Annotated in this window: 14 protein-coding genes; 4 read left to right on the top strand and 10 right to left on the bottom strand. The window is 46.1% G+C overall.

Features of this window, described 5'->3' with window-relative positions; all coding sequences use genetic code 11:
• Window positions 1–9: 9 nt before the first annotated feature.
• The 3 genes from JGK36_RS03795 to JGK36_RS03805 form a co-directional block, all read right to left on the bottom strand.
• Window positions 10–1,227, bottom strand: coding sequence for a hypothetical protein (locus tag JGK36_RS03795; RefSeq protein ID WP_293196300.1), 1,218 nt, complete (start codon window positions 1,225–1,227; stop codon window positions 10–12).
• On the bottom strand, window positions 1,224–2,558 hold the full coding sequence (locus JGK36_RS03800) for a flippase (protein ID WP_293183723.1): 1,335 nt from the start codon (window positions 2,556–2,558) through the stop codon (window positions 1,224–1,226). The genes JGK36_RS03795 and JGK36_RS03800 overlap by 4 nt, the downstream gene beginning before the upstream one ends.
• A gap of 140 nt (window positions 2,559–2,698) precedes the next feature.
• Window positions 2,699–4,096, bottom strand: a complete 1,398-nt coding sequence (locus JGK36_RS03805; protein ID WP_293183726.1) for an O-antigen ligase — start codon at window positions 4,094–4,096, stop codon at window positions 2,699–2,701.
• Between the two features lie 312 nt (window positions 4,097–4,408).
• Here JGK36_RS03805 and JGK36_RS03810 point away from each other — a divergent pair, with 312 nt between their 5' ends.
• The 3 genes from JGK36_RS03810 to JGK36_RS03820 all read left to right on the top strand — a co-directional run bounded on the left by JGK36_RS03810 (window position 4,409) and on the right by JGK36_RS03820 (window position 9,055).
• Window positions 4,409–5,887 carry a polysaccharide biosynthesis/export family protein gene (locus tag JGK36_RS03810; RefSeq protein WP_293191975.1) on the top strand — a complete coding sequence of 493 codons (1,479 nt, stop codon included), beginning with the start codon at window positions 4,409–4,411 and terminating at the stop codon, window positions 5,885–5,887.
• Window positions 5,888–6,023: 136 nt separating this feature from the next.
• Window positions 6,024–8,369, top strand: a complete 2,346-nt coding sequence (locus tag JGK36_RS03815) for a tyrosine-protein kinase family protein (protein ID WP_293183731.1) — start codon at window positions 6,024–6,026, stop codon at window positions 8,367–8,369.
• 320 nt (window positions 8,370–8,689) lie between these two features.
• Window positions 8,690–9,055 (top strand): response regulator, encoded by a 366-nt coding sequence (locus tag JGK36_RS03820; RefSeq protein WP_039886668.1) that lies wholly within the window; start codon window positions 8,690–8,692, stop codon window positions 9,053–9,055.
• 63 nt (window positions 9,056–9,118) lie between these two features.
• Here the strand turns inward: JGK36_RS03820 and JGK36_RS03825 are convergent, their stop codons facing one another.
• On the bottom strand, window positions 9,119–9,616 hold the full coding sequence (locus tag JGK36_RS03825; protein WP_293183733.1) for a hypothetical protein: 498 nt from the start codon (window positions 9,614–9,616) through the stop codon (window positions 9,119–9,121).
• A gap of 165 nt (window positions 9,617–9,781) precedes the next feature.
• Between JGK36_RS03825 and JGK36_RS03830 the strand changes: the two genes are divergently transcribed.
• Window positions 9,782–10,003: a hypothetical protein gene (locus tag JGK36_RS03830; protein WP_293200795.1), complete on the top strand. Its 222-nt coding sequence runs from the start codon at window positions 9,782–9,784 to the stop codon at window positions 10,001–10,003.
• Here JGK36_RS03830 and JGK36_RS03835 read toward each other — a convergent pair.
• The 6 genes from JGK36_RS03835 to JGK36_RS03860 all read right to left on the bottom strand — a co-directional run bounded on the left by JGK36_RS03835 (window position 9,981) and on the right by JGK36_RS03860 (window position 21,200).
• A complete protein-coding gene (locus JGK36_RS03835; protein WP_293200797.1) occupies window positions 9,981–12,893 on the bottom strand; it encodes a PAS domain-containing protein in 2,913 nt (970 codons plus the stop codon). The two genes, JGK36_RS03830 and JGK36_RS03835, sit on opposite strands and share 23 nt — an antisense overlap.
• A 742-nt stretch (window positions 12,894–13,635) precedes the next feature.
• Window positions 13,636–14,097, bottom strand: a complete 462-nt coding sequence (locus tag JGK36_RS03840; protein ID WP_293183740.1) for a response regulator — start codon at window positions 14,095–14,097, stop codon at window positions 13,636–13,638.
• Window positions 14,094–16,040, bottom strand: a complete 1,947-nt coding sequence (locus JGK36_RS03845; protein WP_293191981.1) for a CHASE3 domain-containing protein — start codon at window positions 16,038–16,040, stop codon at window positions 14,094–14,096. Before JGK36_RS03845 ends, JGK36_RS03840 begins: the two co-directional genes overlap by 4 nt.
• Before the next feature lie 225 nt (window positions 16,041–16,265).
• Window positions 16,266–17,342, bottom strand: coding sequence for an RNA-guided endonuclease TnpB family protein (locus JGK36_RS03850; RefSeq protein WP_293183744.1), 1,077 nt, complete (start codon window positions 17,340–17,342; stop codon window positions 16,266–16,268).
• A 791-nt stretch (window positions 17,343–18,133) separates the two neighbouring features.
• On the bottom strand, window positions 18,134–19,339 hold the full coding sequence (locus tag JGK36_RS03855) for a 4-hydroxy-3-methylbut-2-enyl diphosphate reductase (protein WP_293183747.1): 1,206 nt from the start codon (window positions 19,337–19,339) through the stop codon (window positions 18,134–18,136).
• Window positions 19,340–19,754: 415 nt separating this feature from the next.
• Entirely contained in the window at window positions 19,755–21,200 is a 1,446-nt protein-coding gene (locus JGK36_RS03860) for an ammonium transporter (protein WP_293183749.1), read from the bottom strand.
• Window positions 21,201–21,391 lie beyond the last annotated feature (191 nt).

Raw genomic sequence — 21,391 nt, forward strand, 5'->3', positions numbered from 1 at the left:
TGGAGTAAATTAAAGCCGTGAAGCGAAGCTATCCCTAAGGGAATCGCCCGTCATGTGAAAATAGAAATCCAAGCGCTTGATAATCATTTCAGAACCAATATGCGCTAAGTTTTTTAAGCTAGTCGCCAGCGGCAGATATCGATAGCGAAACGAAGACAGTCTGGGGTCTGTTTCTTGATATAAAATATCTTGAGCAAAGTTGCCCCACCTTTCATCGATCATATCGATCGTCATACCAGCGTGTCCCGAAGGCAGCAACATATTGGAACCGTGAATCCCAATTACCAAGCGACTCTCTGAATAAACCTGACACATTTGCCTCTCAGTTTTTTCATCGAACTTATCCACTCTGAAATCTTCTACCCACTCTGGAAAGCTAGTGTTTTTGCCTAAACCTACAACTGCAAACTTAGCTTGCGGCAGCAACTTTCGCATTTTCGCAAACAACCTCTGCACTTTCCAATTTTGAATACTTAAAGGAATTTGTAGCAAGTTAATTTTTCGGAAAATTTTGACAAGCAAATGCCGGCACCACAGCCGATCTTCCCGCCAAACAAAAGTAATTTTGTATTCTTCCTTATCAAAATCGTGTTTGGCAACCCCCGTAAATTTACTAATGTCAAATTGACTGGGGTGAGAATAGGCTTCACTGATGTAAACTTCCTGGAAACGTTCTAACTGTTTGCTGACAAAAGCGTCAAAACTGGGATAGTGACACTGACCGTTTTTCAGAGATATAGGTACTGTCCAGACTTCAGCAACTCCTTCGGGAACCATCCACCTCATAAATTTTTGGACAATGACAATCAAACCAAATTCTGGGTGAGATTCTAAATGCCTCTGTGCGTTGAGCAACTTTAAAAGGCTGTGTCCGTACAGATAATCAATGCAGTTTAATACGATCACCCGATCGCAAGATTTAAAGATTTCTTGAGTAATTTCTAGGTGTTCGTTTTGAGGATTTTGCAGAGATTTGAGCAAGGGTTTTGCTAAAAATTCTTCCGCATATTTGTCATCACTAAAAGTTGTTCCTTCAGCTAAGTTAATGCTGTAAGCAGTTTTAGCCGCGTGGCCAATTCTCAACTCGTCAATGATTTCGCCACCTCCTGGAGACTCAGACACAACACAGATGCGGGAACCTTGCCACAATACTTTGACAGGTTTGAGTATTTGCCCAGAAGAGGGACAGTGCGATCGGTGTTCGAGCTTGGGTTTAATTTCAATCATTTGATCAATCCTATCAGCCTGGATGCAGCCTTGTATAAATTCAGCGAATTCAGAATTAAATTACCAAAAGGTCTCAGTTCTTTAATCAAAAAGTTGACTAAAATAATTACATAGAAATAAGTAATTAAAGTTGCCGCAGTTGCTCCAAAAGCTCCATATTTAGGAATTAGTAGAGAGTTCAATACTATATTAAAAAATGAGCCAATAAATGTCAAGTAAAGACCGTATCGCAGTTGACCTTCTAAGGCAAAATAGGTATTTCTAGCGATGCCGAAGTTACTGCCAAATTGAGCCCAAACGTAGATTGACAATACCCTGGCTGACTCTGTATATTGAGCGCCGTAGAGAGTTTGGACTATGAAAGGAGCTAGCAGAGAGATTGGTAATGCCACTCCCAACCACAAAAATAACATGGCATCTGAGTAAATCTGAAAGTTTTTTAAGTATTCGCCATAATTTTTTTCTCTTAACTGTGCGAGTTTCGGGAAAATAGAAGAAGCGATGATCACAGGCAAAAAATCACATATTTCTGATAATTTGACTGCAACTGCATAATATCCTAACTCAGTTTTATTTATAGAGCCGAGCATGATTTGATCGATTTTGGAATAAATAAAAACCGCCAAGCCTGAAAGCACCAGCGGCCAACTTTCGTGAAGCAGTTCTTTACCTCGCTGCCAACTGACTCGCCACAGCTTTAAATCATTTCCCTTGTTTTGATAGACAATTGCGATCGCCAATCCGGCTAATGCTACCTCTCCCAACCTGATCCAAGCAAAAGCAATCAGTGGTGCTTTGAGTTGAATTAATCCGATTCTGAGTCCTGCAACCAGTAATGATACGCAATTTTTAGCGACAACTGTATACTTAGATTGAACTTGAGATTGAAACCAAAAATTTATTGTTTCAAAGGACTGAAAAATCGTGCCGGCGGCGATAATCCCTACCAGCCAACGAGTTAAGCTGTCATTGGGATTCTGTATTGAAATCACTGTGACAGTGAGCAGTAAAGTGATGATTCCGCCTGCTAATTGTATGGCAAAAGCAGTCCCTAGAGTCTCTTCTTTGCAGTCGGGATTGCGAGCAATGTCTCGCACTACCAGAGTACCCAATCCCATTGTTGCCACCGAGGAAAACAGCGAAACAAAGGCGATCGCATAATTGATTAAGCCAAATTGTTCCGGGCCCAGATATCGTGCTACCCACACTCCCACCAGCAGACCCAGACTCATCTGCAAAATTTGGTCAGTCAACAGCCAAGCCAGGTTGCCGAGTACCTGGCGGAGGCCGGGGCCGAGCTTTTGACTGACCGCATTTAGCTTATCTAACATCAGAAAGTTTTCAGTCCTTGTCAGAAATAAATATACTTTTCGAGCGTTCGGGAATTAATCAAAAACCAGGCTCATTAATATAGTATATCATAGTTCGAGCAATTTTCAACTTCTGCAAGTTAATCATGATTCAATCTGGATCAAGATGGCGCCACCAAATCGCCTCCGGAAATACGCCGGTTGCTGGATGGAGATTTGCCACTATCGATACTGAGTCTAACTGTTATTAACACGTAGGCAAGCCAGACATCCCCAATATCACATAGAGAACCTTCAGTTAGGTTGTTCAAAATAATAAAAACTAAGTAAATAATCGGTATCCCCGCTTGAGATAGCGGGCTGCGGCTCAGTTGCCGGACGGCGAAAATCAGATTTGTCAACACAGAAATTAAGATTAGAACCAGTCCTGGATAGCCGAAAGAGAGTAAGACTGCTATGGAACCATTATGAGCAGTTTTAGGTTGAAATCCACTCGTAGTATATATATAATAAGCTGGGGTCTCCTTGCCTATTAATGCTTGTTGAAAAAATCCCTCAAATCCATAGCCAAACCAAGGACGCTGGTTGGCTGCCGCGATTAATTGCGGCCAGAACTCCGTGCGTCCTGTCAAAGTCAAATCTTTTCCTAAACCTCCGACAACAATGGATTCCAAATTGTCGATTATATAAATGCTACCTATGATACCGAAGATCGTAAAGCCGACAATACAAGTAAAGGCCCATTGAAACTTTAACTTGCTCAAAAAGCTTAAGGATGATACTACAACTATGAGCATCAAACTATTAACTAGAGAACCCCCAGAGCTAGTAGTTCTAACCAAATAAAAGGAAAAAAACATGAATGCCAGAGCTATCCAGCGTTCTTTCTGAGTTTTAGCACCTTGGGAATAGTGCAGGTACCAAAGTGCTGTACTTACTACCATGATGCTGCCCAGAGAATTTTTGTGACTGGTAATTCCTGACAATTCCCGTGTCACATTCGGGTAGCGCAAAAAACTAACTATACCCACCGAGGTATAGCCCCATCGCACTAAGGCTGATAGTTCGTGCCACTCATATCGCGCACCTATATAAAAACCCACAACCGTAAAACCTGTAAATGCTATCCCCGCTTTCAGCGTAATATCAGGAACTAGCGACCACAGTGTCGATGTTATTGGTAGCCAACAATATAGCGAAAAAGCCGGATTTCTCAGCACCACAAATAACAATCCTTCGACAAGTTTGTGTTTACAAAAATTAATAAATTTCCCACATAAAATAAAAACTATCCAGGGATAAAATACATAAGGAAGCTGCTTAATTACTCCACCCTCAGGGTCAGTGATATTGATAAAGTGCATATAATTAAAAGGAGGTACATTAACATGAGGAGACATGAAAATGTACAGAACTGCAAACCACTTTTCTAAAGTAATACCAATTTGTTTTTTGCTGGCAATCTGAAATATCAACAGAGTGATCGCCAAGCCACTGACACCCAATATCATCAGCAACAAATTATTGCTGAGAATTAGTTCTTTAATCATTCTCGCCATAAATATCTACCCTCTCTGAGAAAAATACCAATTTAGCAGCGGGCTAATTCCACCAAAATAACAATAAACCGAGGTATTTGTCGCCGGCGATCTTTCTATATAAGCTGCTGCTGGTCTAAAGTGTTGGTTGGTTGGGTATGAGGAGAGGGGTTGGGGAATGCCGAGGTTTTTTTATTCTGCCTTCTAGATAATTGCCGGGAGGGGGAGGGGAAGAAAATTTGATGATTTTTTTCTTTGTATTTGCGATCGACATTGCTTTTCAACGATCGGCGATTAAACTGGTGAATGATCCTCAAATAAAATAAGTAGTCTGTGGCTAACACTGATTTTTCCAAACAAGTAAACCCGCCAGTCTTGAGTTTGATGTTGTGGACGATCGCCTGCGCGAGTATTTCCCTCGGGTTCCCGCTTGGTGCAACAGCGCAACTACCATTGCGTCCTGGCGCAGTCACAACACCTGTCGGCGTTAGAAGATCGCCCCAAAGCTACAAACTCGGCGGTGGCGATCGCATCCAAGTAGAAATACTCGAAGTACCAGAGCTCACCCGTGGCTACGAAGTCCTCTCAGACGGTTCCGTCAACCTCCCGCTGATCGGTCTGATCTCGATCCGCGGCCGTACCTTAGCGGAAGCCACCACCATCATCCGCAACGCCTACCGCCGCATCCTCAAAGATCCGATAGTTACAGTCAGCCTCGTCGCCGCCCGCCCCCTCAACGTCGGCGTCATCGGAGAAGTAACTAGGCCCGGAAACTTCACGATCGCCCTCACTCCAGGCCCGGGGGTCGCGCCCAGCGTGCAGTACCCAACCGTCACCCAAGCCCTCAGACTCGCAGAAGGCGTCACTGGCGTCGCTGACATCCGCAACATCCGCGTCCGCCGTCCCCAACCCGACGGCCCCGACCAAGTGCTCAACGTTAACCTATGGAAATTCTTGCAAGAAGGAGACATCTCTCAAGATATCATTTTGCAAGACAGAGACACGATTGTGATCCCTACCGTCGCGAACTTCAACCAAGCAGAGGCGCGCCAATTTGCGATCGCCAACTTCTCGCCGCCGCCGGAAAAACCTCGATCGATCTCCATCGTCGGCCAAGTAACCCGCCCGGGGGCTTACGTAGTCATCGGCGGCAACACCAATAGCGACCTCAGCCGAGAAGGATTCCCCACCGTCATCCGCGCCATTCAGCTTGCAGGCGGAATTACCTCCGAAGCCGACATCCGCCAAATTCAAGTGCGCCGCGTCACCAGAAGAGGCGAACAAATCATTCCAGTCAACCTGTGGCAATTCCTAGAGTCCGGCGACGGCGCCCAAGATACCATCCTCCAGCAGGGAGACACCATCATCGTTCCCAAAGCAACTATCGTCAACCCCGCAGAAGCTGGCGTGCTGGCTAGCACTAACTTTGCTCCTTCCGGCATTAACGTTTATGTAGTAGGAGAAGTCAGAACATCTCTCGATCCGTTGAGGCTGCCACCTAATGCCACCCTCAATCAAGCTTTAGTTTCCAGAGGATTTTTTGGCTACGAGAATACGAGAGCTAGAAGGAATAAAATTGAGCTAGTCCGCCTCAATCAGGACGGTACTGCTACTAAACGGACGATCGAAGTCGATTTAACTCAAGGCATTAACGAAGAAGTCAATCCTCAACTTCGGAACAACGACATGATTATCGTATCCCGCAGCGGTATCGTCAACTTCATAGACCGCATGAACGCTGTAGTCGGGCCTGTCGGGCCAGCTACCGGAGTGTTAAATTTTATAAACGTTCTCCGAAGTTTATTCAGGTAAGAACGTTGCTGGTGAGGTGGATAATTCCTGCGAAAGGCTAGAATAAATTAAACAATAGAATTTCTGGCGTCGCGGCGTGGCAGCTTCAAAAATATCAACATCAAAAATATAAACCTCAAGAATACCCAGGCTGAATATGGATAGCAGACAAGATTACCAACCCTTCACACCCAAATCTAATGGCAAACTGCCCGACTTCTCGGCTCAGAACTACAGAGATAGGTTCGTCGAGGAGACAGAGGAAGAAAAGCTAGACTTGTCGTGGCTGTTAGGAGTCCTGCGCCGCCGTATCCTGGTGATGGCAGCAGCCACAATTGCTTTGAGCGCCCTCGCAGGAACAGGGATCGTCACCGCTTCTAAACGGATAACGCTGGAGTATGAAGGCTCATTTTCTCTGTTAGTAGAACCAGCAACCGCTGAAGGTTTGCTATCCAAACAATTAGACAATACCGTCGCTGCCGACTTAGCAAAAATTAATATAGAAGGAATTAGTTTAGTAGATTACGAAACCCAAATTAGGATTTTACGCAGCCCCAAAATGATGCAGCCAGTGCTTCAAGATTTGCGAGCTTGGAATCCCAACCTAACCTACAGCGAACTGATGACAAAACTGTCGATCAGCCGCGTCAGCTACGGAAGAGATGGCAAACAGCAAGGTACAAAAATCTTAGAAGTTCGCTACAAAGATTCAGAACCAAATAAAATTTACGGCGTATTGGATAAGGTTTCTAAAGCTTATCTAGAATATAGCTTGCAGCAGCGGTTGACGGGCATCAATCAAGGTATTAAATTTATAGACATGGAGATGCCCAAGCTCCGAGAAAGAGTCGAAGTTTTGCAACTGCAAGTCCAAAGACTGCGCCAGAATAGCAACTTGTTTGAGCCGCAGCTAGAGGGAAAATCTCTGTCAGAACAAGTTCAAAGCATTCGGGGACAGCAAGTAGGACTCCAGGTACAGTTAAAAGGGATGCGGAATCTCTACCAAAGCTATCAAAATTTACTGGATAAAAATAACCCCATTGGCGTATTGATGACCCAAGGACAAGCTTACGGCGGACTGTTATCTCAAATCCAGAAAATAGACTCAGACTTGTCCCTGAAATTAGCTCAGTATAGAGATGACAGTTTGCCTGTTTTAGCACTGCGAAAAAGTCGGGAAGAACTGATTTTAACGGCGACTCAACAAGCAAAAGAAGTGGTGATGGGAAATTTGTCAAGCCAAATCAAAGAAGTTGAGGCGCGCGATCGCGAAATGACTGCTTTGCAAAAGGCTCTCTACCAAAAAATTAGAAATTTTTCAGTAACAACGAGACAATACGACAATTTAGTGCGGGAACAACAAGTTGTTACTAAGAGTTTGTCGGACTTTTTGGCAAAACGGGAAGCCTTGCGGATTGATGCAGCTCAACAGCAAATACCTTGGGTGCTGATCAATCCTCCGGAAATTCCGCTAGACAAATTCAATAGGCCGATCCCAGCTACAATCAAACAAACCAAAAGACAGTTAGCGTTGGCACTAATTTTAAGCAGTCTGCTGGGCATAGCAGTCGGCTTGCTCGTAGAGGTGCTAAATACTGTTTTCCACACTCCAGAAGCACTGAGAATCGCCACAAAATTGCCGGTGATCGGGGTGATTCCGTTTAGCAAAAAAGTCAGGCGCAGACAGCCAGCGAGGCCGAGGAAACTAACTTCGGCTCGCTCGTCGTCGAAGTCGCAAGTGCAAGTTCTCGAATCCCTCGACACTGAACCTACTCCTCCGACGCTCATCGGGGGTCAAAGTATTTTTAGGGAGTTGGACTATCAATTTTTAGAAGCATTTCGATCGCTCTACACCAATATTCACTTGCTCAGTGCAGGTACGGCAATTCGATCGCTTTTAGTGAGCTCGGCCGTGGCTGGAGACGGCAAATCTACAGTAGCTTTGCACCTGGCCGCGATCGCAGCAGCAGTCGGACAGCGAGTATTGTTAGTAGATGCAGATTTGCGCTGCCCGCAACTGCATACTAAGCTAGGACTGCCAAACGTGCGCGGGCTCGCCGATGCCATTTCTACAGATCTCAGCCTCAACGACGCGATTCAGCGAGCTTTGAATCAAGACAATTTGTTCGTACTTACCGCAGGACAAATTCCGCCCGATCCGATCAAGCTGCTTTCTTCCAAAAAAATGCAGTATTTGATGGAGCAGTTTCAAGCATTTTTTGACTTAGTGATTTATGACACCCCACCGCTAGCCGGCTTGGCAGACGCCCACTTGATAGCAGCTCACACCGACGCTACGATTATGGTCGTGCAAATTGCCAAAACAGACCGAGCGCAAGTTCGCAAAGTTTTAGAAGAATTAAAAATTTCTGGAGCTTCGGTTTTGGGAATCGTGGCTAACGGCTGCAAAAACGATCCTAACAGCTACCGGCAGCGCTCGGTCGGTTTAGACACCCTCTACGACCAAAAACTATCGGCTTTAGGTACAAAAAATCAAAATTAGACAAATTTCGCTCCAAGCGGCGCCGTGCCGCCCTCCTCTACCCGAAATGCACAACCAACCTGCACAATCATTTTTTGACAAACGTACCATTTGAGAAAGAAAATGATAGACTAACGGACATAGCCTCGTGTGTCAACCGAGATTACGCGGATATTTGGTTCGCAGTAATTCTTTAAAAAATGATTGGGAAATCAGCAAAAGTGGGTAAACTACATCTAGCAGAGCGCAATCTCAATCAGGAAAAGACACCTTTGAAGGTGAACGTTAATGCAAACGTTAATGTGAACGTTTCAACCCAGAAACTTGGTAGGGATTATTCTATGAGTACAGTTATGGTTGTTGATGATAGCGTCACTCTGCGGGAGATGATCGCCGACTTGCTCAAAGGTAGAGGACTCAATGTCACGGTAGCTAGTGATGGCGTAGAAGCTCTAGAGCAAATCAAAGCCAACCGCCCGGATTTAGTCGTTCTGGATATCGTGATGCCCCGGATGAATGGCTATGAAGTCTGTCGCCGGCTCAAGAGCGACCCCAAAACTCAGAATTTGCCCGTGGTAATGTGTTCGAGCAAAAGCGAAGAGTTCGATCGCTATTGGGGAATGAAACAAGGAGCCGACGCTTACATCGCCAAGCCGTTTCACCCTCAGGAATTGGTGGGCACGATTAAGCAACTGCTGCGCGGTTGAAGTAGAGGAAGAGGGACAGAAAAAATGTCTTGAGTGGTTCCAATTTCTGATCCCGCAGCCTCTCTAAACTACTCGATTGACAATAGTCCAAACATCCCCGTCCGATCGCACGTAGGGTACAGAAATACTCTTAAAACCCGTAATAAAAGGCTTGTAATAAACCTGCCAGTAGCTGGGACTAATTTGGTCGGCAATGGCTTTAAGTTCCTTCACTTCTCCCGACAATTGGGCCGCCAGTTCGTTAATCCGTTCCGCGTGTCCGCGAGCGAGCTCTCTTCCCTCTTCAACTTGCTGCTCCATCGGACTGATTCTTTGCAAGTTTACCGATAGCTGCTGTTTCTGATTCAGTTGAGCAGACAGAGCTGCGATCGCATCATCTATTCCCTTGACTTCTGCCGACACTTGTGCTGTTTCCCTCGCGTGACGGCGGTAAGCATCAGCGATGGCTTGGGGCGAATCCCCCGCTGGGGCGATCGCGCCAGTGCTAAGCTGTTGGCGTTCGCGGCGCAAAGCCTCAATCTGAGAGCAAATTGCCTCTATGTCTGTCTGAAGTTTGTCCACCAAATTACCGTAGTTTTTGGATATCTTAGCATATTAACACAAGCTAATAAAGGTCTTATATAGCCGAGTCTCAGCAACAGTGCGGTGGTATCGGGCATAGGGCATAGGGCACGCAGGCATACCTCACTTTTTTAAGAACCGCTATAAGAGAGATGAATAATTCCGATGAAGAGCGGATTTGATATTACACATAATGGAGAAACCTGTTTCAAAGTGGCGCATAATTCGCAATTCCCAATTACCAATTACCAATTACCAATTCCCAATTCCCAATTCCCAATTACCAATTACCAATTACCAATTACCAATTACCAATTACCAATTACCAATTACCAATTACCAATTACCAATTACCAATTACCAATTACCCGGCACGCCTCAAACTGACTACAGCCTCCACCAAGACATCGGGCTGTACGGGTTTAGTCAGATGCCGATCGTAACTAGCTTTCAAAGCCCGATCGCGGTCTTCATCTCTAGCATAGGCCGTCAGGGCGATCGCCCGAAACTTCCTGCCGCTTTGGGTTGCCAGAGAACGCAGCCTTAACAGCAGCGAATAGCCGTCTTCCTCAGGCATTCCGATATCGCTGACCAAAACATCCGGCACAAACTCCGAAGCCACCTCAAACGCCTCAGCAGCACAGGATGCAGCCCTGACAGCCGCCCCGGAATCGCTCAAGACAAACATCATAAATTCCCGCGAATCCACCTCGTCATCAACCACCAAAACCTTGACTCCCTGTAAATTACCACCGCCAGCCAACACCGACGCTTCCTCAGGGGCGATCGAATTTACCGGAATCGAAGGGAGGCGGAAAGTAAAAGTCGAACCCATATCCAGTCCCGGACTCTGGGCCCAAACCCTGCCGCCGTGGAGTTCCACCAACTGCCGGACGATCGCCAGACCCAGCCCCAAACCGCTATAATTGCGAGTAATCGTAGCATCCGCTTGCCGGAAAGACTCAAACACGTAAGGCAAAAAATTCGCAGCAATCCCAATTCCGGTGTCGGTAACAGTTAGCTCAACCTCCGAATCAAATCGCTGCAACCGGATTTCCACTCGCCCGCCACGCGGCGTAAACTTAATCGCATTCGTCAACAAATTCCAAATTATCTGCTGCAAGCGGCCGGGGTCTCCCGATACCAAAAATCTCGGATTTAACGGAGATTCGCGATCGCCATAAACCTCTTTGAGCGGGCAAAATTCAGCAGTATCCAAGCCCAAATCTAGAATTGCCAACTCCACGTCGATCGACTTAGCATCGGCCGCCAACCGCACCGTATTTACGGCTCCTTCCACCATCGAAATCAAATTTACTGGACAAGGATTTAAAGTCAATTTGCCGCGAATAATTCTCGAAATATCCAGCAAATCCTCAATCAATTGAGTTTGCAATTTAGCATTGCGCTCGATCGTTTCCAACGCCCGTGCGGTAGCTGCCGGACTGAAACTGCGATTTCGTAGCAATTGCGCCCAGCCCAAAATCGCGTTTAAGGGCGATCGCAACTCGTGAGAAAGAGTTGCTAAAAACTCATCTTTCATGCGATTTGCCTGCTGAGATTCCTCATAAAGCCGCGCGTTTTCGATGCTCGCCGAAACTGCCTGAGCCAACTGCATTAAAATACTTTCGTCATCTTCCCCAAACTCCCCCTCATACTTGTCCGACAACTGAATCAATCCCATATTTCTGCCATCGCGAGCCGTCAGCGGTACCGCCAGCCAGCCCCGCATCGGCGGGTGCTTGTCGGCAGCCTTGCCGAACTTCCGCCACGCCTGGTGAGCCTCTAACTCGCTTTGAGTCATCCGCATCGCCTGTTGGTGCCGGCAAACTTCCTGATAAATGCCCGTACCGTCTGGCTCTTCGCAGTAATCTTGCCACTGGGCGTATTTTTCGGATAGGGAAAACTTGCTAATTCCGGCATCCCAGTGGGCGGAAGGGCTGAGGTTGACGGCTGCTTGGTGGACTTCCAGAATTTGGCGGGCGCTATCTGCTGCTAACTGAACGATGTCTGCTACCGAAAGCATGGAGTGGAGCGCAACTGAGGCGGAGGTTAACTTTTGCAGGCGGTGCAGATACGATCGCTCGCGCGCCAAAGCCTGGGAGCGATCGTATTCTAACTGTTTGCGAGCGGTAATGTCGATCGCTACGCCGAACAGTCGCACTGGTTTACCGGATGCGTCAAAAACCACCCGCCCTTTGTCGTGAAGCCAAATCACCGAACCGTCGGGGCGCTCTTGCCGGTGTTCCGAGTCGTAAAATCCCGAGCCGCTGAGTGCCGCATCCAAATCTGCCAAAAAGCTGTCGCGGTCATCTCGATGCACCGCATTCTTTTTTTCCTCAAAAGTACCAACTGCGCTGTCCGGGTGCAAACCTATCTCTGTTTGGGCATTGGAAAAACGGCGGATTTCAGCGGAAACAACATCCCAACTAAAAGCAACCGTGTTAGCTGCTTCCAGGGCAAAGCGCAAATTTTCCTCGTTTTCCTGTATTCTGGCTTCGGATAACTTGCGATCGGTAATATCCCAAACCACGCCGATCGATCGCACCGATTTACCAGTACCATCATCAAAAAACTTGCCCCTAGCCGCGATCCAGTGCAAGCTGCCATCGGGCCAAATCACTCTAAATTCGTGCTGGTATTCTATCTTGTTATCTAAAGAAAAGGCGATCGCGCGAGCAATAGAATCGCGATCGTCCGGGTGAATAAAGGCAAAAAATGCTTCATAAGTTCCCAAAAAACTGCCTTTTTCCAACCCGAATAACAGTTCGTGTCCCTCCGACCAAACCACCTCGCCAGTTAATATATTCCAATCCCAAGTTCCCATTTGCGAGGCGCAGATAGCTACCCTCAGCCTTTCCTCAGAAATTGCCAACTGCGCCGAAGTTTTTGCGTAATTCTCGCGCAACTGCTGTTTTTCCAAACTTTCGCGCACGGCAGACGCCAGCCGATTGAAGTGTCGCCCTTTGAACACATAATCGCTCAAACCCGCTTTCATCGCTTCGACTGCCACTTGTTCGCTGCCGCTGTCGGTACACATAATTACCGGACAATTTGGGTACTGGCTTTGAACTTGTTTGAGAATAGTTAATCCGTCGCTCCAGCGCACTTGGTAATCGGTAATCACCATGTCAAAACCCCCGACGACCAGGATTTGTTCGAGACTTGGGGCATCTATCGCCGACTTAACTTCTAAATCGGGCAAAGTTTTTCTCAGTTCTCGCTCGATCATCAGGCGATCGTTCGGGTTGTCGTCGATCAACAGAATAGACAGCATGGTTTTTGGGCTTTTTGTATTGGCACAAACATTCTTGAATCTAAAAATATGTTATTGAGGAGTTCCGTTGTTTCAATATTTAGTGCTAATTAACTATCCTCGGATTTTTTTAATTGTATTTGCTTGTATTTTATTATATCTCACAGATTATGCTGTCGGTAGTTTTTTCCCAGTATTTGCTAACAGATACATAACCTAATTTCTTCTCTCGAACCTTGTGGGTATTATATTAGTCAATGCCTTGCTTCAACAGTTGACACTTGACACTTGACAGTTGACTTTTGAGGGCAACCTCTACCCTTAAGTCCGAGGATTGGAGTAATGAATAGTCTAATTTTAATTTCTCCGTCAAAGGCGGGCGGGCTTTCAACCAATTCTTTCTGGTAAAAATCCCAGCCTTACGATTTTCGAGGTTGATTAGCCTCCCGTCAATCTTGGATTCATCGCACAGGAACAGATGATACAGGACTCGCCACCTCAAGACCAACTTCTACCAGTTTTGATTTGATTATATTTGAGATTAAAGAATTGGGAATGACTGATGACCACCCAAAAATGGATACAAGCCCACGACAGCAGAAGTGGAGATTACAAAATCTTAGACCAAAGTTCAAACTCCCAGATTCACGGCGCTACAAGTAAATCTCAAACTTGTACAGCCAAGTCGAAGTATCTCAAATCTCTCATTACGAGGAAAAGTCTGACAACGAGGAAATAAACCCTAAAAATTGGGATAACGCTACTATAAACCAGAAAATTCTATAGGTTCCGGCAGTTCGGTCTGGTTGAGCCAATACTCGCCAAAACTCTGCATCATGTCCGATAAAGAAGCAAACCCGACAGGTTTAACCAAATAAGAATTAACGCCTAGATCGTAAGCTTGATTGACATCTAATGTTTGCCTCGAAGATGTAAGAACAATCACAGGTAAACGTTTGAGTTGCGGCTGCTGTTTGAGCCAACTCAGAACCTCGTGACCCGATCGCCTGGGCAACTTCAAATCTAGTAAAATTATCGCAGGTAAAGGATAGCGCTCGCGATCGCTGTATTCTCCATCACCATTTAAATAAAAAACCGCTGCATCTCCATCTCGGACAATTTGCAGCGAAGTATTAGTAAAAATCTGATTGCGAAACGCCCGCTGCATCAACAGAATATCAACGGGGCTATCTTCCACCAGCAAAATCGTCTGCCTTTGCCTCATCCTTTCCTCAGCTCTATCCAAAATCGACTGCCGTGTCCTAATTGCGATTCCACCCCAACTTGACCGCCCATGCGATCGACTGCTTTTTGTACAATAGCTAATCCTATACCAGTTCCGGGGTATGACTCGATACCGTGAAGCCGTTCAAAAACGCGAAAAATCCGTTTTTGATGTTCTGGAGCAATACCGATGCCGTTGTCTGCTACCCAAAGACGGATGATGCGATCGCCTTCGTTGGCTTCGCTAACAGGCAATTGGCCAGTGCTAATCAATAACTGCGAATGCTCCCACTTTCCCACTTTCCCCCTTTTCCATTCTCCCGCAGTCTGTCTGTCTGTCTCTCCCTCTGGAGGCAGTTGAATTTCCTCAGCCCATATTTGCACTTGCGGCGATGCGCCTGCCACAAATTTTAGAGCATTGGCGAGCAGATTTGTGATGACTTGAACTAAGGTAACGCGATGGGCAATTACCGGCAATAAGGGCGATCGCACGCTGATGCGAGCACCGTTGGATTTAGCATCGGCTTGTACCATAGCAATTGCCTCAGCGACAGCAGATTCTAACTCTACAACTTGCAGCGATAAATCAGTGCGGCTCAGGTGGCTGTATGCTAGCAAATCTTGGATCAAATCTTCTAATTGTTGCCCAGAATTTACAATTTGCTGGGCATATTCTTGACCGAGTTCGTCAAGGATTTCGCCGTAATCTTCTAACAAAGCTTCAGCCAATCCCTGCATTCCCCGCAAGGGCGCGCGCAAATCGTGGGCGACGGTATAGGTGAAAGCTTCTAATTCTTCGTTAGCTCCTTGCAGTTCATTGGTGCGGAGTTCGACTCGCTGTTCTAACGTAGCGTTGAGCATCCGAATTTCCGCTTCTGCTTGTTTGCGTGCAGTGATGTCAATGGCGGTACTAATTACTAAACTTCTGCCGTCGGAAAGCTTGCCTAAAGGTGCCGAATAAAAGTCCCAAATTCGTTTTTCACCGCTGGCTGTGGTAATTATATATTCACCTTCAGAAAGGCGCGAGTTTAATTTGTGCAGCCAATTGATATTTGCTGGCACTACCGATTTGCGGCTGCCGTAAGCTTTTTCTGTCCAATCTTCAATTGTAGGAATTTCTGAGGATTTGTAGCCTGAGAATTCTGTCCAAGCGGAGTTAATTTGCAAAACTTCTCCGTTTTCAGCGTGCAGCATAATTGGCAGCGGGGCGTTAACAATGGCGCGGCGGAAACGTTCTTCGGTTAATTGCAGGGAATTGCGATCGCGTTCTAGCTCTTCTAGCAGTTGATTTTGTTTGATTTGGGCATTGTCGCGCAAAATGCGATCGCGCTTTACCAAATATAAAATTAACACCAGCAACAGCCAATCTACCACAGTAGCAACGGTAAAAGTGATGATTGTCAAATTAGCACTGGCTTGAGATTCTTGGGCGCGCTGCTGCAATATCACATTTTCCTCGGCAGTCATGGTGGCTACCTGCTGCCGAATCCCCTCCATGATTTGCTGTCCGCGATCGGTTTTTACCACCCGCAGGGCTGCTGCTAAGTTTTGTTTGCGCCGCAGATTGATGGTTTCTTGAAGTTCGGCTAATTTAGAGTCGATCGCACTTTTCAAGTCGCGAAGGCGCTCTTGCTGCCGATTGTTGTCGGCTGTTAGTTCCTGCAATCCGACTAATTGTGTGTTAACGTTGGCGATCGCAGTGTAATAAGGTTCTAAATACCGTTCTTCTCCCGTCAGCAAATAACCGCGCTGCCCCGTTTCAGCATCTTTTAAGGTAGAAAGCGTGGCTTCGAGTTCACTTAAAACTCCGTGAGTGTGGCTCACCGAGCGCTCGTTTTCCACTAACTTGAGAGTATTGCGGTAGGAAGTTGCCGCATTAAAAATTAGCAGTCCCAAGGCGATGCCGATGCCTGCGGTGATTTGGCGAGTCAGCGATTTGTTCATGAAATATTCGGCGCGCGAGTGCTGCTTTTTTTGTTATACCTCGCTCCGGGCGATGAATTTTTTGCTCGGGCAGACAAGGCGGCCAAAGCAGATAAATTTAAGGCTCAAATCTGCGATCCATCTTGTTTTTAGTTTAGTGTCGCTGCTACACAAATACTAGACAAGTCTAGACATTTGCTTCTTACTTCGTCGGGAGCATGGGAGCGGTTATCCCTCCGTAAGCTTTCACGGTTTAGCCAACCGTGATAAATTGATGGCTGCGTTTAAATCCCTGTCCATCGAATGACCGCAACTTCCACAGTTATAAACCCTTTCTTTGAGTGGCATATCTTGAATATGCCCGCAACTCGAACAGGTTTTGCTCGACGGGAACCAGCGGTCAGCAACGACAATTTCACAGCCAAACTTTTTCGCTTTGTATTCTAGCTGGCGTTTAAATTCATGAAATCCGCAATCAGCTATTACCTGTGCTAGCTTGTGATTCTTTAGCATCCCTCCAATATTCAAGTCTTCTACTACTATCGTTGCGTGGTTTTTGCATAAGTAAGTAGTGACTTGATGTAGAGTATTCTTTCTGAGGTTTGCTATTTTTGCATGGTGTTTTGCCAGTTGGATTTTGGCTTTGTATCTATTGCTGGAACCTTTCACCTTTCTAGCAAGAACTCTTGATAATCTCTTCAGCTTTATAAAATGCGCTTTGTAGTGCTTTGGGTTCGGGAATACTACGCCAGTTGAAAGTGTAGCCAACTCTTTTACTCCCAAATCAACTCCTACAATTTCATGAGTTTTGACTGTGGGTTCATGATTCTGTTCGTAAGCAAATGCGATAAACCAACTGTCGGCAGTGCGTGAAATGGTGATTGACTTGCAAGTTGTGTGAGGTAGTCCTTCGTGGGTTTTTACCCAGCCGATTGTCGGCAACTTTATAGACGTACCACCCACAGGGATAGGCTTACCGCCCGCGTCAATAGTGAAAGAGTCGTGATGCCCCTTCTTTTTGAATCTGGGAAATCCACCTTTTTTTGAGAAAAATTTAGAGAACGAATCCCCAAGATTGTCAAAGGCGTATTGAGTTATTTTCTGGCAGATTCCCGTCTCTTTGATCCATGTAAATTCAGGTTTTACATGATTGTTGAAGAATTTCTTGAGTAGGTATTTATTGGGCTTTAATCCATCTTGATAAAGGCTATTCCAAGTAGCTAGTCCCCAATTATAAGTAAACCTCGCTATGCCAGCGTGTTTGCTCATAACCGTTGCCTGGTTCTTGTTTAGCTTTAACTTTGTCTTGATGGACAGAAGCATTGTTTGGCCTCAACACTCGATTTATTTGTTTAATTTTGCCACATCTTGTAGGGGTTTGTCAACAGCATTTTTTAGTTTTATTTGATTTCCTTGGAGTAATTTTGCAGACCGTATAATCGACAGGAAAAACAGTGAATTATTTCAAGTATTCTAGCAATTCATGTTGAGGAGACGGCGAGTCTTTTTACTGACAATCCAAGCTTTTTTGCGAATTCATGTGGTTTAAACAAAATGGTATACCGTAGATTTGTCCACAAGTGTACCACTCTGTCTATTTATTTGCTACCTAGGTACTAGCTCCTCTTCGCATCCTCCTTAAGTAAGAGAGGCCAAATATACAATCTCTCGCTCTCTCGCTAAGCTTAATTAGTCATTTTCTGTGGCATCACTTTTGCTGCTTTGACTATTTCAAATCGCGGCGCAAAAAAAGGAGTTTTTACCTATTGATTTCGGTTGATTTATGGGGTATATTTTAGATAATGGAAGTGGTGACTTCAATTTAAAAATTTTCACTATTCCCATTATTAAATAATACCTTGTCAAGCAGCCCGCGTCAAGCTTTTTACCCGAAAAAAAAGGCGATTTTTTCATGATTTGTGAAAAAAATAACTTTGGGACGCAGGGGAGAAATTGCTAGGGAAACTAACCGCAGATAAACGCAGATTAACACAGATAATTTTCAGCATCCAGATGGAATCAATAGCAATTGGAGTCTACAGTCTGTTTGGAAGCGAGACGATCGCACTGCACGCCGGAAAAGATGATTCCGAGTGCAGTGGCGAAGCAGAGAATTAGGGAATAACAGCGGCTTTCATCGCCAAAATGCGATCGATCGCATCCTCAACAACCTTATCAGGAGTCGAAGCACCCGAAGTCACGCCGACGACAATATTACCTTCAGGCAGCCAATTTTCAGTTACGACCAAATCCCGGCCCAAAGGCTTGTGTTCGATGCGATTTCCCGGTAAAATGCGCTCCGCAGAATCAATGTGATAAGAAGGAAGAGTTTTGTCGATCGCAATTTCCTGCAAGTGAGTAGTATTAGAAGAATTAAAACCCCCAATCACCAACATCAAATCCAACTTTTCCTCAACCAAACTCAACATAGCATCTTGCCGTTCCTGAGTCGCATCGCAGATAGTATTAAAACTCAGAAAATGCTCATTAAGATTGGACGGCCCAAACTTCCGCATCATCGTCTTTTCAAACAACTTGCCAATATTCTCAGTCTCAGTTTTGAGCATAGTAGTTTGGTTAGCAATCCCGACACTTACCAAATCCACATCCGGGTCAAAACCAGCAGAACAAGCCTTGCTAAACTTAGCAAGAAACTCAGCACGATCGCCTCCGTGCAAGATATAATTGCTGACATATTCAGCTTCCTGCAAATTCAGCACAATCAAATACTTATCAGCAAAAGAACTCGTTGCCACAGTTTCTTCGTGCTTGTACTGACCGTGAATAATCGAAGTATAATCCCTTTTCTTGTGTTTTTCAACAGTATTCCAAACCTTAGAAACCCAAGGACAAGTAGTATCAACAATCTTGCAACCCCTATCGTTCAGCAACTGCATTTCTTGCACGCTCGCCCCAAAAGCAGGTAAGATTACCACATCGCCACTATCCACCACAGAAAAATCTTTCTGCCCCTTTTCCACAGCAATAAAACCAACTTCCATATCGCGCAAATGCTGGTTCACAGAAGGATTGTGAATAATCTCATTAGTAATCCAAATCCGTTCCGAGGGGAAGTGCTGGCGAGTCTCGTAAGCAATAGCCACAGCGCGTTCCACTCCCCAGCAAAAGCCAAAAGCCTCAGCCAGCCGGATGGTGACGGCGCCGCGTTGCAGCCTGTAATTGTTGTCGCGAATTTGCTGGATCAGGCTGCTTTGATAAGCTGTCTCCATTACGCCAGCTACCTCAGCTTCGTGTCCGAAACCCTTGCGGTGGTAGTTTTCAGACTGTTGGAGCGATCGTTTAAAAGCTTTAGTATCCATGCGGTACTGAGTTCAAATCTAGGTTAATTACCTTTGATTTTAGAAGGCCTGGGTGCGATCGGGATTATACGATTTTAGATTTTAGATTTTAGATTTTAGATTGGAATGAACTACTGCATAAGGGTTAGGATCGCAAATTAAATAATTTACACAACGAAAGTGGGATGGGCGGGGGAGCCCGTCCTTTAGAGACGGGCTCCCCCGCCCATCCCACAAAAACCATCAAATTATAAGTTATTTAATTCTCATTCCTTAGTGGCTTGTATAAAGTTACATTCTCTTTTGAAACTGGTATTATTTAATTCAGTAACGAACAGAGGCGCGACTTTCATGGGTTCGTTCAAAATAAAACAAAAAAAAGCGTAGAGACGCACATAACTGCATCTCTACGCGATGATCGAACTTACCCTGAAAATCAGCCCACCTTTTTCGGCGCGAAAGGAGAACCAGATTCAAAGGAACTGAAACCGCCGGCAAAATCCTCACCGTAAGCTTCTTCCCCGTGTTGGCCGATATCCAAACCTTGGTCTTCAGCAGATGAGGCGACTCGCAGTTCCATAAACTGCGCGAGAATTTTTAGGATGACAAAAGTACCGGCAGCCGCAAACACGTAAGTAGCTACAACGCCTACAAACTGTGTCACAATTAGCCCCGGATTTCCGGCAAACAGCCCGTCATTTCCGGCTGCGTTAACGGCTTTAGTCGCAAACACGCCTGTCAGAAGCGCGCCTACAGTTCCGCCGACGCCGTGAACCGGGAAGGTGTCCAAAGAGTCGTCAAATCCCAGCTTAGCTCGCAAGCTAACGGCGAAGAAGCAGCAAACGGAAGTTATCGATCCGATTAACAGGGCCCCCACTGGCAGTACGTATCCCGCCGCTGGTGTGATTCCCACCAATCCTGCTAGGAAACCACTGGCAATTCCGACTGCTGTCGGTTTGCCTCTGAGCACCCATTCGATGATTGTCCAAGTTAAACCGCCGGCTGCGGTTGAAATCATTGTGGTGACAAAAGCCACTGTTGCTAAGGAACCCGATCCTAAAGCGCTACCGCCGTTGAAGCCAAACCAGCCGAACCACAGGAGCCCTATTCCGAGCAAGACGTAGGGTACGTTGTGGGGGGTGTGGGGCTTGTTCAAGTGATCTTTGCGGGGCCCGATTACCCAAGCTGCGACAACCGCAGATACGCCGGAACTGATGTGCACGACTGTGCCGCCTGCAAAGTCTAATGCTCCCATCGCCCCCAGCCAGCCTCTACCCCAAACCCAGTGGGCTAGAGGAGAGTAGATGAATGTAGACCACAGCAGCACGAACCAGAAGTAGGTTTTGAATGTTACCCGTTCGACGATCGCCCCGGAAATCAAAGCTGGGGTGATGATGGCGAACATCATCTGGTAAACCATGAATACTTGGTGGGGTATTGTCGGTGCGTAGCCGATCGGATCTGGTTTGTCGGCTGCGACGTTGTTCAAGAACATCCAGTCGAAGCCGCCGATGAAGGTTTCAAATCCTTTCCCAAAGCCTTCGGAAACTGGAGTGGAAACGTCAAAGGCCAAACTGTAACCCCACAGCGTCCATGTGACGCCGATCAGTCCCATCATGACTAAGCTCATCATCATGGTGTTGAGGACGTTGCGCGATCGCACCAGCCCTCCGTAGAAAAACGCTAGCCCGGGTGTCATCAGCAACACCAGTGCTGAGGATATCAACATCCAGGCTGTATCTCCGGTGTCGATCGGACTTGCCGCCACCGCAGCAGCCGCCGCCGCAGGGGGAGCAGCATCTTGAGCTAAGGCATTGTTCATCAGCGGCCAACTTAACAGCCACAGTGCGAGGATGCCGATCGTGAAACTTTTTTTGAGCACGTTATTTTTACCTTTTAATACTCAGCAATTCGCAGGGAAGACCGAGCCGATTTTAGATGTGAGGATTTTAGATGCAATAGTTAATTTGGTTTTAAGTCCCTGTTTTAGCGGAACGAATCTTTAATAGATAATTCCCCAATCCTCAAGCCCCGACTTCGTATAGTCGGACTCATCTAAATTTGTCAACTCTC

Origin of the sequence: Microcoleus sp. PH2017_35_SFW_U_B, from assembly GCF_020737865.1 — a bacterium.
In the GTDB taxonomy this organism is placed as follows: Bacteria; Cyanobacteriota; Cyanobacteriia; order Cyanobacteriales; family Microcoleaceae; genus Microcoleus.

What these genes read in the sequence shown, in the direction of transcription:
- JGK36_RS03830 (WP_293200795.1), top strand. Translation starts at nt 9,782, where the DNA reads ATGAAGAGCGGATTTGATATTACACATAATGGAGAAACCTGTTTCAAA.
- JGK36_RS03800 (WP_293183723.1), bottom strand. Translation starts at nt 2,558, where the DNA reads ATGTTAGATAAGCTAAATGCGGTCAGTCAAAAGCTCGGCCCCGGCCTC.
- JGK36_RS03855 (WP_293183747.1), bottom strand. Translation starts at nt 19,339, where the DNA reads ATGGATACTAAAGCTTTTAAACGATCGCTCCAACAGTCTGAAAACTAC.
- JGK36_RS03835 (WP_293200797.1), bottom strand. Translation starts at nt 12,893, where the DNA reads ATGCTGTCTATTCTGTTGATCGACGACAACCCGAACGATCGCCTGATG.
- JGK36_RS03840 (WP_293183740.1), bottom strand. Translation starts at nt 14,097, where the DNA reads ATGAGGCAAAGGCAGACGATTTTGCTGGTGGAAGATAGCCCCGTTGAT.
- JGK36_RS03820 (WP_039886668.1), top strand. Translation starts at nt 8,690, where the DNA reads ATGAGTACAGTTATGGTTGTTGATGATAGCGTCACTCTGCGGGAGATG.
- JGK36_RS03795 (WP_293196300.1), bottom strand. Translation starts at nt 1,227, where the DNA reads ATGATTGAAATTAAACCCAAGCTCGAACACCGATCGCACTGTCCCTCT.
- JGK36_RS03845 (WP_293191981.1), bottom strand. Translation starts at nt 16,040, where the DNA reads ATGAACAAATCGCTGACTCGCCAAATCACCGCAGGCATCGGCATCGCC.
- JGK36_RS03850 (WP_293183744.1), bottom strand. Translation starts at nt 17,342, where the DNA reads ATGCTTCTGTCCATCAAGACAAAGTTAAAGCTAAACAAGAACCAGGCA.
- JGK36_RS03815 (WP_293183731.1), top strand. Translation starts at nt 6,024, where the DNA reads ATGGATAGCAGACAAGATTACCAACCCTTCACACCCAAATCTAATGGC.
- JGK36_RS03805 (WP_293183726.1), bottom strand. Translation starts at nt 4,096, where the DNA reads ATGGCGAGAATGATTAAAGAACTAATTCTCAGCAATAATTTGTTGCTG.